This is a genomic window from Chitinophaga sp., from assembly GCF_035564935.1.
Taxonomy (GTDB): domain Bacteria; phylum Bacteroidota; class Bacteroidia; order Chitinophagales; family Chitinophagaceae; genus Chitinophaga.
This window is the reverse complement of record NZ_DATMTE010000015.1, coordinates 1-12459: the sequence shown is the minus strand read 5'-3', so window position 1 is coordinate 12459 and position 12459 is coordinate 1. Positions and strand designations below refer to the sequence as shown.

Annotated in this window: 11 protein-coding genes; 3 read left to right on the top strand and 8 right to left on the bottom strand. The window is 48.3% G+C overall.

What is annotated here, in order from left to right; genetic code table 11:
* The 7 genes from VN105_RS00565 to VN105_RS00535 all read right to left on the bottom strand — a co-directional run.
* The coding region (locus tag VN105_RS00565; protein WP_325636888.1) for a SusC/RagA family TonB-linked outer membrane protein at positions 1–1376 on the bottom strand (1376 nt) is incomplete at its 3' end.
* Positions 1377–1560: 184 nt separating this feature from the next.
* On the bottom strand, positions 1561–2664 hold the full coding sequence (locus VN105_RS00560) for a FecR family protein (protein WP_325636886.1): 1104 nt from the start codon (positions 2662–2664) through the stop codon (positions 1561–1563).
* Between the two features lie 77 nt (positions 2665–2741).
* A complete protein-coding gene (locus tag VN105_RS00555) occupies positions 2742–3323 on the bottom strand; it encodes an RNA polymerase sigma-70 factor (RefSeq protein ID WP_325636884.1) in 582 nt (193 codons plus the stop codon).
* 45 nt (positions 3324–3368) lie between these two features.
* Positions 3369–4301, bottom strand: a complete 933-nt coding sequence (locus VN105_RS00550; protein WP_325636882.1) for a 2-dehydro-3-deoxygalactonokinase — start codon at positions 4299–4301, stop codon at positions 3369–3371.
* Positions 4291–5592 (bottom strand): MFS transporter, encoded by a 1302-nt coding sequence (locus VN105_RS00545; protein ID WP_325636880.1) that lies wholly within the window; start codon positions 5590–5592, stop codon positions 4291–4293. The genes VN105_RS00550 and VN105_RS00545 overlap by 11 nt, the downstream gene beginning before the upstream one ends.
* Before the next feature lie 21 nt (positions 5593–5613).
* A complete protein-coding gene (dgoD, locus tag VN105_RS00540; RefSeq protein WP_325636878.1) occupies positions 5614–6762 on the bottom strand; it encodes a galactonate dehydratase in 1149 nt (382 codons plus the stop codon).
* Positions 6763–6779: 17 nt separating this feature from the next.
* Positions 6780–7403, bottom strand: coding sequence for a bifunctional 4-hydroxy-2-oxoglutarate aldolase/2-dehydro-3-deoxy-phosphogluconate aldolase (locus VN105_RS00535; RefSeq protein WP_325636876.1), 624 nt, complete (start codon positions 7401–7403; stop codon positions 6780–6782).
* Between the two features lie 162 nt (positions 7404–7565).
* Between VN105_RS00535 and VN105_RS00530 the strand changes: the two genes are divergently transcribed.
* Both VN105_RS00530 and VN105_RS00525 read left to right on the top strand, forming a co-directional pair.
* Complete coding sequence (locus VN105_RS00530; RefSeq protein ID WP_325636874.1) at positions 7566–8006, top strand: (2Fe-2S)-binding protein; 441 nt, start codon at positions 7566–7568, stop codon at positions 8004–8006.
* Positions 8007–8024: 18 nt separating this feature from the next.
* Complete coding sequence (locus VN105_RS00525; RefSeq protein WP_325636872.1) at positions 8025–10118, top strand: xanthine dehydrogenase family protein molybdopterin-binding subunit; 2094 nt, start codon at positions 8025–8027, stop codon at positions 10116–10118.
* A gap of 69 nt (positions 10119–10187) precedes the next feature.
* On the opposite strand, the gene xylA is transcribed toward VN105_RS00525, so the two are convergent.
* Complete coding sequence (xylA, locus tag VN105_RS00520) at positions 10188–11516, bottom strand: xylose isomerase (protein WP_325636870.1); 1329 nt, start codon at positions 11514–11516, stop codon at positions 10188–10190.
* Between the two features lie 137 nt (positions 11517–11653).
* On the opposite strand from xylA, the gene VN105_RS00515 reads away from it, so the two are divergent.
* The coding region (locus tag VN105_RS00515; protein ID WP_325636868.1) for an AraC family transcriptional regulator at positions 11654–12459 on the top strand (806 nt) is incomplete at its 3' end.

Genomic DNA, 12459 nt, shown 5'->3' with positions numbered 1-12459 from the left:
ACATTACTGGTATTCCGGCCATAGATCACCTTTTGCCAGTTTGTGTATTTTTGCTGATCAAAAATTGTCAGATCAGGTGCATAAGCGAGATAATTACCCGGGTTGTCACTGGGTGTTATGCCGTCTGCAGCAAAAGCATCTTTCCGCAATTGCAGGTATTGCTGCGTATTTAACATTTTAACAGGGCGGCCTACTGAATTGAAACCCGTGTTCACATTCAGGTTAAAAGTAGTAGGCCCTGCTTTCCCCTTTTTTGTGGTGATCAGGATCACCCCGTTAGACCCCTGGGTACCATAGATAGAGGTCGCATCGGCATCTTTCAGAATGCTGATACTTTCAATATCTGCAGGATCAATATTGTTAAACGGGCTGAGACCTACAGATTGGCTAACACCTCCCGGATTGGATTGTGCAGCTACTAAAGAGGCAAATTGATTGATATTATTATTCTGCGAGGCGAATGGAACACCGTCTATAATAAATAAGGGTTGGTCATAGGGCTTTGAAGGATTATTGGTAGGATTAAGATTCAAGGTATTCTGGCCCCTGATCTGCACCAATACCTGTGATCCCGGTATACCGCTGGTGGCATTAACATTAAGTCCGGGTACCTGCCCCTGCAAGGCGAGTAAAGGATTTGACACCGGTTGCCTTTCGATGTCCTCCGCTGTTACCGTAGCCATTGAACTGATACTGTAACGCCTGGAGGCAGTACCGTAAGCGATCACCTGCACCTGGTCCAGTTGAGAAGTGCCCTGGCGCAAAATAAATTCCATATGGAGATTTGTACCGTTATTAACAATGCTGACCTCTGATTTTTCGTATCCTATGTAACTGGCTACCAGGGTATATTTCCCCTGGGGTACGTTGGGGAGGTTAAAATTCCCCTTACTATCGGTTTGTGTAGAAAAAGTCATTCCTTTTATCGCAACAGATGCCCCAACCAGGGGGGTCCCCAGTGTATCGGTCACCCTTCCGCCTATGTTTGCGGGTACTTTAAGGGCTGTCTTCAGCTGGTCTGATAATTGGCTCATCAGGGACGCCTGCTTTATGGTAACCACCACAGACTTGTTCTCTATACTATAACTCAGTGGTTGGTTCTCAAATATTCTGGCCAATACTTCTTTTAAATCAACATTTTTTATGCTGATGGAAATAGGCCTGGCATTTTTAAGATCGCTGCCGGTAAATAAAAAATCGTAGCCGGTTTGATTACTAATGTGATTAAATACATCCACTAACGGCGCATTCTTTTCCACCAGTGTAATTTTCTGTGCCAATGAGGATGCACTTACGTGCAACATGACCGTGACCAATATGAGGGTGGTTAGCTTCATGATCAGCAGGAGTTTACGGGCAATAAGGCGCGAACGCACATATCCCGGATTTCCAGGGAAATAATTGTACATTTGTGTCAGGTTGGTTTAATGCGCTTTGCCTTGCATTTTCGACGATGGCTGAGGCCTGGCGCGGTTCTAAAATGTTTAAAACGTTTTGGTTGACCTTCTTACATCCTGGTTAGCGCCGGGATGTTCTTTTTTCAGGTGATTGGCTGATTCATCATTTACTTAGTACGGTTACCCTTTTTCCTTTAATTTCAAAATATACTTTATTTGATCTTTCTAAAATCCGTAGCACTTCACTGATGTTACGCGTACGGGCTACACGGCCATAGAAAACTTCATTGCTGATGGCTCCTTCATACTTAACTTCTATATTATACCACCGGGAAAGCTGACGCATAATAGCGTCGATAGATTCCCCATTAAAGCGAAACAAACCATCTTTCCACGCAGTTGCCTGGCTTAAGTTAGCGCTTGATTCAGTTAAACTATTTCCCCTGAAAATGGCCTGGTTACCTGGCGATAATGTAGTTTCCCTGCCGGCAGCGCTTACTTTAACAGCTCCTTCGATCAGTGTTGTTCGCGAGTCGGGATCATCGGGATAGGCAGCAATATTGAATGTTGTACCAATGTCTGTGATAATTTGTCCCGGCGTCTTAATCTTTAGCGGGGCGGCTGCATTATGCACTACCTCTGCATATATTTCTCCGCTTATTAACTCAATTTCTTCCTTCCTGCTTTTAGAAAATACCGCCGGGTAGCGCAGCGTAGTGGCAGCATTCAGCGTGATCCTGGTACCGTCTGTAAGCTTCACTGTATACGGCCTTCCACCGGAAGGGATCTGTATCGTATCATAAGCAGCTGTATAGGTATTACCGGTTACTTCATAGGCCAGCTGTTCACCCGAAGATTTTATTACATTGGTTTGGGCTATCTTACCATTAGCTGTATTATCCAACAGGATGGTTCTCCCTCCACTTTTCAAAACAGCCAACGCCGTAAAGGGAGCAACATCACCGCCTGTTGGGTTGGGTTTACCGTTCCTGTTAAGCAGCAACCAACTGCCCGCTCCCAGCAGGATCGCTATGGAAGCCGCAACAGCTATACGTTGCCAGCGCCTGCCTTGTTTCCTATGGATGATAGCCGGCTGCAATTTCGCCCAAACCGCCTCTGCGTCTTCCAAACGCTCATCCAGCGAATATTCGGCAGGGGATTCCTCCTGGTATTGAAGATACCAGTTTTCCAGGAGCGCTCTTTCGGCGTCAGTAGCTGTTCCGTTGCGTATTCTGTCTAGCAGGTCTTTAAGTGCTTGTTCCTCCATAAGATTAGGAAATTGTATCCTTAATATTAAGAAGACAATTAACTAAAGCGGAACAGGTAAGCAAAATGAAAAAAAATTTATTTCGAGGAGATGATCCAGAGCAGATAAGCGAAAAGGCCCAGTTTAATGCGAAGGATCTTCAGGGCATTGGTCACATGTTTACTGACAGTCTGCTCCGAAATAGCTAATTTCTCAGCAATTTCCCGGTGGCTGAGATGCTGTTTGCGGCTAAGTTCAAAAACTTCCCGCATTTTAGGAGGTAGTGCAGCGATCTCTTTCTCAATAATAGCGATCAGCTGATTTTCGCGGACCTTGTGATCAGTAATGGCCTGGGGCTGCTCCAAAAAATTCAGAATGGAATTAAAATATTTTGCTTCTACTTTTTTACGGGTAATTTGGTTTAACACAATATTACGGGCAGAAGTATAAAGAAACCCTGCCAGGCTGCTCGTTATTTCCAGCTCTTCACGGTTGGCCCAAAGCCGGGCAAACACTTCATGTACAATATCTTTTGCCTCCTCACGGTCACGGGTCTTGCTGTAAGTATGATTCAGTAATACAAAAATATACCGGTCATAAATTTCAATGTATGCCTGCTGATCCCCGGACCTAAGCAGGTCCGCTAATTCCTGATCTGTAAGTTGCTGATATACATTCATAGTGACAAAATCATCCCACGAAGTTAGCAAAATAAAAAAAGAACATTAAAAGCTCCTCAAAACCACCTCCCTTTGCCCCCTCACCAACGCCTCGTCCGCATCAATCCCCCCTGCTACTTTAATCCCCAACACCTCGCACGCCGCCGTATAAAGCGGCATATGCTGCGGCCCCGCCACCAAATACACCGCCACGTTCGCCGGTACCGCTTTCAGTTCCGCACCAATCAGCAAACCGCTTAAATAAAACCGGTTATGCATTGCAGGCATCTTTTTGAGCACCTGGTTAGTACGTACCATAAAAGCCGTATGCAGCAGGTTACCCGACCATCCCGCATGCACCCCTTCTGTAAAGTAGGCGAGCGAATCGTCCAGTGAACCTTCTGCACCTACCGATGCAGCAAGGATGCTGTGCGCAGACAGCAGATCAAAAAACTCTCCTGTCATGAATGTTTGAAAACGCACTGCCTGTTTGTTATGCACCACTATATGCTTGGGATGCGTACCTGGCAGCAGCAGCCATTGTTCTGCATCAGTATCGGGTAACAAGGTAAAACAACCCGATACTTTGGTTTCTTCGCCACGCATTACATCACGCCCGTTGGAGACGCCGGAAATAATAATAAACCGCTGGAAGGTGTGTACAGACAAATCGGCTCCGCTCAGGCGGAAGGGCAACGCTTTGTAGGGCAACTCTATCATACCAATACTGGAAGACGCCATGCCGGAAAGTGCCACCCGCACGTCTTGCAGTGGCATGCCTGTTTTCCCTGCAAGCACATCAATCTGCCGGTTGATGATCGCAGCAAAAAATTCTTCGCGGGGCAGCAATGTTTGCTGCCATTGCTGGTAAGTACCGGCAATTCCAGCGCCTGATCTTTCTTCTGCTATAACATGCAGCGTATTGGTTTCCACCAGCCGTAGCCGGAAAGAACTGGTGCCCCAGTCGCAGCTTAAAAAATAATTTTCTTTATTCATCATCTCCCGTTTTTATCCGTTCTACATTCCCTACCAGGAAAATATAGGAGCATGCCCCCAGCAGTCCCATCACCGCCACAAATACCAATGCCGGCGCAAAGTTACCGCCGCTGGCCAGGAAACCTATTACGATGGGCACAATGATGCCGGCCAGTTGCCCTATGAAATTAAATACACCGCCGGTAAGATTGATAAGGTGTTTGGGCGCCAGCGTAGATACAAATATCCAGGTGATGGAGGCAAAACCAACTCCGAAAAATGAGAGGGACATAAAAAAGATAATGAGCCCCGGCGCACTTACGTAGTTGGCGCCCAGTATAAAAACTGATAACAGCAGCCCTATAATGATAGGCCGCTTGCGCGCTTTGGCGGCAGATATGCCTTTCTTCACCAGGTAGTCCGATAAAAAACCGGAACACAAAATACCTGTAAATGCGGCGAGGTAAGGGACGGAAGCCCAGTAACCAGAATTGATGAAATCCAGGCCACGATAGTCTACCAGGTATTTCGGGAACCAGGTGAGGAAGAACCAGAGCGTGGCATTCACTGCAAACTGCCCGATATAGATGCCCCACAACTTACGATAGGAAAGCACAGCCTGCAGATCAGTCCAGCGGAAAGCCGTTTTCTTTTCGGTCTGCTGCTTGTCCACCATGCCGCCGCCGCTTTCAATATGTTCCAACTCCGCTGCGTTCACAGCCTTGTGCCGGAGTGGGTCCCGGTAAAAAAGGTACCATATAATGCCCCATATGATGCCAATGAGGCCCGTTACCACGAAGAGCCCCTTCCATCCTACTTCCAGCTGGATCATCGACAACACGGGCATGAGGAAAGCCAGGCCCAGGAACTGCCCGGAAGTATATACGGCAATAGCGGAAGCCCGTTCATTATCGGGAAACCAGTTGCTTACCACCCGGTTGTTGATAGGAAATGCCGGCGCTTCAAACGCGCCGGTGGCCATACGTAAACCAAACAGCGTGGCAAAGCCTTTTGCAAATCCCTGCGTAATAGTGGCAAGCGACCAGGCAATGAGACTGAAAGTATACAGGATGCGCGGACTGAAACGGTTCACCAATATGCCGCCCGGTATCTGGAAGGCCAGGTATGTCCAGCTAAAAGCGGAAAAGATCAGTCCGAGTTGTACCGGTGTAAGTTTAAACTCCTTGTCTATTTCAGAAGCGGCTACGGCCAGGTTGCTTCTGTCCATGTAATTGATCACCACGTTCACAAATATCAGGAACAGTACCTGGTAACGTATTTTCGTAGGTTTTACGTTAGAATTGAATGCTTTCATGTAGTTGTTACAGGTCTGTATTTACCATTCTGCTACACTGCCATCTGTGTGGCGCCACACAGGATTGCGCCAGTTGTGCCCTTCTTCGGCCATTTTTCGTACATGCGTTTCGTTGATCTCTATGCCCAAACCAGGTTTGGAAGGAATTTCCACATAGCCGTCCTTGTATTGGAACACGGTTTTATCTGCCAGGTAATCCAGCAGGTCGCTGCCCTGGTTATAGTGAATACCCAGGCTTTGTTCCTGTATAAAAGCATTATGACAGGTAGCGTCTACCTGCAGGCAGGCGGCCAGTGCAATGGGGCCAAGCGGACAATGCGGGGCGGCCGCTACATCAAAGGCCTCCGCCATGGAAATAATTTTCTTGCATTCTGTAATGCCTCCGGCATGTGATACATCGGGTTGTATGATGTCTGCATATCCTTCTTTCAGCAGCGTTTTGAACTGCCATTTGGAAAACATGCGTTCCCCGGTGGCAATGGGAATAGCCACGTGCCGGGCTATTTCGCGCAGGTCTTCATTATTTTCGGGCAGCACCGGTTCTTCAATAAACATCGGGCGGAAAGGCTCCAGTTCTTTGGCCAGTATTTTAGCCATAGGCTTGTGTACCCTGCCGTGGAAATCGATGCCAATACCCATACCCGGGCCACCTGCTTCACGCACAGCGGCAATGCGCTGTATGGCGGCGTCTATCTTTTCATAGCTGTCTATATATTGCAGTTCTTCGGTAGCATTCATTTTCACCGCCAGGAATCCTTGTTCTGCCATTTTACGGGCGGCCGCCCCTACTTCTGCGGGACGGTCGCCGCCAATCCAGGAGTAGACCTTCATTTTGTCGCGCGCCTTGCCTCCCAGTAACTGGTGAACGGGGGCGTTGTAGTATTTTCCTTTGATGTCCCACAGCGCCTGGTCAATGCCCGCAATAGCGCTCATCAGGATAGGCCCTCCCCGGTAAAAGCCTGCCCGGTACATCACGTTCCAGTGGTCTTCAATATGCATGGGATCTTTGCCTACCAGGTATTCCATCAGTTCGTCCACCGCAGTTTTAACAGTAGCGGCTTTGCCTTCAATCACCGGCTCCCCCCAGCCAATAATGCCTTCGTCCGTTTCTATTTTCAGGAACAGCCAGCGGGGCGGCACCTGGAACAATTCATAGCTCTTTATTTTCATAACGTTGTATTGCTTTTTCAGGATTGAATGGCACGGATAAACTGCTGCGACTTTTCCGTTAGTTGCTGCAGGTATTCCGGCGTAATGGCGGCTTTGGCATTCACCAGTGCGCTGCCAATACCAAAACCGGCAGCACCTGCCTGCTGGAAATCCCTGATATTCTCCGGCATAATACCACCGGTTGGCAACAGGTGCATTTTGGGTAGCGGCGCCATAATGTCTTTGATGTAAGCGGCGGAAGTAGCAGGGAATACTTTGATCATATCTGCCCCCTGCTTATAGGCCGCGTAAATTTCAGTGGCGGTATAGGCGCCGGGAATGCTCACCACGCCAAGTTCCCGGGCTGTTTTAATCACTTCCGGCTCCAGTACAGGAGAAAGTATAAAACGCGCCCCGGCAGCTGCTGCTTCGCGGGCTGTAGCGGCGTCCAGCACGGTGCCGGCGCCTATGATCATTTTATCGCCCATCTTGGCAGATACTTCTTTGATAACGGCCAGCGGATCGGCTGAATTCATAGTTACCTCCAGCAGGCGGATACCGCCCTTATACATAGCTTCCGCCAGTTGCAGCACGTTTTGCGGCTGCACACCGCGCACGATGGCGATGATCCTGTGTTCGAGTATTTGAGAGAGTACAGACATGGAATTTATACGTATGATTGAATCATGGTAAGATAGAAATAAATAAGTGTATTTTCAACCTTTCTTATTGTTCTCCACACAGGTGCTTGCAGAAATACCCTATTATGATTAATTTGGTTTACACGATAGCAACGGTTTTCTCATCATTATAAATCGTCTCTTATGAAAATCAATGTAAACGGCACTGATTACACCCTGGATGTGCCGGGTAACACCAGCCTTCTTGATGCATTAAGAGTAAATCTACAGCTCACCGGTAGCAAATACGGCTGCGGAGAAGGCGCCTGCGGGGCATGCAGGGTGCTGATAGACGGTCATGCTACGCCTTCCTGTATTACGCCGCTGGCAAGCGTACAGGATAAATTTGTGATCACCATAGAAGGACTGGAAAAAAACGGACAGCTGCATCCTGTGCAACAGGCATTCCTTGACGAAGATGCTTTTCAATGCGCCTACTGCTGCTCCGGTATGATCATCTCAGCAGTTGCTTTAAAAACAAAAAATCCACGGCCCACCAGGCAGGAAATCATAGAAGCCATGCAGGGAAATATTTGCCGCTGCTGCATTTATCCCCGGATTATAAAAGCCATCAGCAAAGCTTAACCCTCAAAACCCAAGGTCATGAAAAATTCAGGCACAAAAGAGGCGCCCATTGAAGGGATCAACCGGCGGAATTTCCTGAAGCTGCTGGGCGGCGGCATCGCGGTGGCGCTTACCTATACAGAGTTGAATGCACTGTCTAAACAACCGGGCCTCTTTCCCCCGGGGGATGACACTGTTGCCGCATGGATCCACATCCTGGAAAACGGTACCGTCACCGTTTACACCGGAAAGGTGGAGGTAGGTCAGAACATCCGCACGTCTTTGTCGCAGGCGGTAGCGGAAGAACTGGGTGTTCCTGTAGGCAGTATCGAAATGGTTATGGGGGATACCCTGCTTACCCCTTACGACCGCGGCACTTACGGCAGCCTTACTACGCCCACTATGGCGCCGAAGCTACGGAAAGCCGCCGCCACTTTAAGAGAAGAACTGGCAAACATGGCCGCCAGGCAATGGAACGTAAGCAAACAAACAGTAGCCGTAAAAAATGGTCAGGTCATCCATGCGGCTTCGGGTAAAACAATCAGTTTCAGCGATCTTACAAAAGGACAGAAAATACTCCTGCCGGTAAACGAGCAGGTGCCCCTTACCCCTGCGGAGAAGTGGACCACTGCCGGTACAGCGGTAGCCAAAGTGAATGCAAAAAGTTTTGTTTCCGGGAAACATCAATATGTATCGGATATGACCATGCCGGGTATGGTGTACGGGAAAATACTCCGTCCGCCATCTTACGGCGCATCGCTGCTTACAGCAGACATAGAAAACGCAAAGCGTCTTCCGGGGGTAACTGTTATTAAGGAAGATAATTTCATTGGTGTAACCGCTCCTGATCCTCAAACAGCCGCCAATGCACTGGCCCGCATAGAAGCCCGCTGGAAAACGGTCCCACAGCCTTCCAGGGCGGAAATTTTCACATGGCTTAAAACCCACGCGGAAGATAAAGAACAAGGCGCCCCGGCTGCCGTTAAAGAAGCCTGGCAGGCCGCCCCCATACAGGTACAACAACATTTTGAGGTGCAGTATATCGCGCATGTTCCCCTGGAGCCTCGGGCAGCGCTGGCGGTTTGGGAAAATAAAAAACTGACGGTATGGACCGGCACCCAACGACCTTTTGGCGTGCAGGAACAGTTAGCGGAAATATTTTCCATCCCCAAAAATAATGTCCGTGTAATGATGCCGGATACCGGCTCCGCCTATGGTGGGAAACACAGCGGGGAAGCTGCGGTGGAAGCTGCACGCCTGGCCAGGGCAACAGGTAAGCCCGTAAAAGTGATGTGGACCCGCGAGGAAGAATTTAAATGGGCTTATTTCAGGCCAGGCGGACTCGTTGAAGTAACCGCCGGCGCCAGCAGGGAAGGACTGCTTACTTCCTGGGAGTTTCATAACTACAATTCCGGCGGCGCAGGCATAGAAGTGCCCTATGAAGTGACTCAACGGCATATTCAATACCATCCGTCCGATACGCCCCTGAAACAAGGCTCTTACCGCGGACTTGCCGCTACAGCCAATGTATTTTCCATAGAAAGCGTGATGGACGACCTTGCCCGGCAACTAAAACAGGACCCCTTCCGGTTCCGGCTTAATAATTTAAAAGACGAACGCTTAAAGCAGGTGCTGGAAGCCGCAGCCTCCAAGTTCGGCTGGACACGGCAAAAGAACACCGGTGTTGGTTATGGCATAGCCTGCGCATTTGTAAAAAACGCCTACGTAGCCACCTGCGCAGAAGTAGCCTATAATAAATCCAACGGTCAGTTGCAGTTGCTCCGGCTGGTGGTGGCTTTTGAATGCGGCGCCATTGTAAATCCGCTGCACCTGGAAAACCAGGTAATGGGTTGCGTACTGCAGGGGCTTGGCGGCGCTTTGTTTGAAGCGGTGGACTTTAAAGACGGGCGCATTTTAAACCCGTCACTTTCCAGCTACCGGGTACCCAGGTTTGCAGATATTCCTGAACTGGACATTGTGCTTCTTAACAGGAAGGATCTACCTTCTTCGGGAGCGGGCGAAGCGCCTATAGTGGGCGTGGCGCCGGCCATCCGCAATGCAATTGCAGATGTTACGGGTGTGAAACTGTATACCTTGCCATTGCTGCCGCATGGAATGACCCTAAAAACCTAAAAAAAATCCCACCTACTCTCCGTGAGAGCAGGTGGGAGTAATAGCCACGAGGGCCATAACGAGGAATGCTTACAAATAATTATTGATGATATTTTCCAGGTATTCCTGTCTTCCGCTTCTCACTGCCGGCTCTCCCTGCGCAATAGCAAAAGCGCGCAGGTCTTCCAGGCTGCTTTGTCCTGCTTCAAAGGATTTTGCAGCAGCAACATCAAAAGAAGCATAGCGTTCCTGGCGTAATTGCCTGTAATCACTTTTCTCAAGGATGGCATCTGCTGTGATCAGGGCGCGGGCAAAGCTATCCACGCCACCTATATGTGCATAGAAAAGATCAGCAGGATCAGTAGAGTTTCTCCGGATCTTTGCATCGAAATTGATACCGCCACCTTTAAAGCCGCCTCCTTCCAGGATAATCAGCATCGCTTCTGTCAGTTCGTTGAGATTGGTAGGAAACTGGTCTGTATCCCAACCATTCTGGTAGTCGCCCCTGTTGGCATCAATGCTTCCAAGCAAGCCTGCATCTATCGCCACCTGTAATTCATGCTGGAAAGTATGACCTGCCAGTGTAGCGTGGTTCACTTCAAGGTTAAGCTTGAAGTCGTTCAGCAGGTCGTACTGGCGGAGGAAACCGATCACCGTTTCCGCATCATAGTCGTACTGGTGCTTGGTAGGTTCGCAAGGCTTAGGCTCTATAAAGAAAGTACCCTTAAAGCCATTTTTGCGCGCATAATCCCTTGATGCCTGCAGGAACCTGGCCAGGTGCTCCTTTTCACGTTTCATGTTTGTATTTAACAGGCTCATATAGCCTTCACGGCCGCCCCAGAATACATAGTTTTCTCCTCCCAATGCAATGGTGGCATCGAGTGCAGCTTTCACCTGGGCTGCTGCATGGCTCAGTACATGGAAGTCGGGATTGGTAGCCGCACCGTTCATATACCGGCGGTGACTGAACAGGTTTGCTGTGCCCCATAACAATTTTACACCACTCTCTTCCTGCTTTTGCTTCAGGTATTGTGTGAGCGTTTGCAAACGCTTTTCATTCTCCTCAATATTGTTCGTATAATCAACCACATCCACATCGTGGAAGCAATAGTAAGGGAGATTGAGTTTGGTGATCATTTCAAAAGCGGCATCTGCCTTATCTTTTGCCCTGGCAACAGGATCAGGGTTCTTATCCCATTCAAAAAGATGCGTTGCTTCGCCAAAGGGATCGGCGCCTGTTCCGTTAAAAGAGTGCCAGTAAGCAACTGCAAAACGCAACCACTCTTTCATTGTTTTCCCTGCCACTACCCTGCTCTCATCGTACCAGCGGTAAGCCAAAGGGTTGTCCGTTTTGGGACCTTCAAATTGAATAGCCGGAATGCCTGCGAAGAATATCTTCTCTCCTGTAACTGTCTTCATATCGTGTTTTAATACGCAAATATTGCCTGAATTTAAAAAGTATTCAACCGCTATTTTTGAAAGAAAATATGCTATCTTATCAATATTTCGCCATATTCATCCATTTAAATGATAAGATGGCTTATCTTAGGGCCGGTATGAAAACGATTCTTCAGAAAATAACCAATGATTCCAGCCAGAGCTTTGCGTGTCGCATTTATGAAACGCCGCACTTCGAAACCAACTGGCACAAACATCCTGAGTATGAATTGATCCTGATATTAAAAGGACATGGCACCGCCATGATCGGCGACTATGTATGCGATTATAAAGTGAATGATGTATTCTTCATGGCGGGCAATCTGCCGCATTGGTTCAGGAAAAGCCATCCGCAAATGAAAGGGGCTGCCCTGGTGATACACTTCACCAGCGATTGCTGGGGCGAAGGACTGTTGCAAATGACAGAAATGAAAACGATACAATCCCTGCTGCAAAAGAACAATGGCATACAACTGGGGAAAGCGCTGAAAAAAGAAGTGTCGGAATGTATGCAGCTGATGTATCGTGAAAAAGGATTTGATAAACTTATACTCTTGTTGCAATGCCTGCATAAAATAGGGCATTCCACTCATTATAAAACGCTGTCGGAAGACTTCAACGATACCGGCAGTGTGGTGAATCCCGTCATCGAAAAAATTATTGACTTCTCTTTTAAACATTACCTGGAAAAAGTAACACTGGAAGAGGCAGCAGCCATTGCCAATATGAGTGTACCTAACTTTTGCCGCTTCTTCAAAAAAAATATCAAGAAAACCTATTTCGATTTCCTGAGAGACTTACGCATCAGCCACGCCTGCAAACTGCTCACCGCTACTACCGATCCGATACTGGATATATGTTATGAAAGCGGTTATAAAAGCTGGGCGCATTTCAGTAAACAATTCAAAGAAGTAAAACTGCAAAC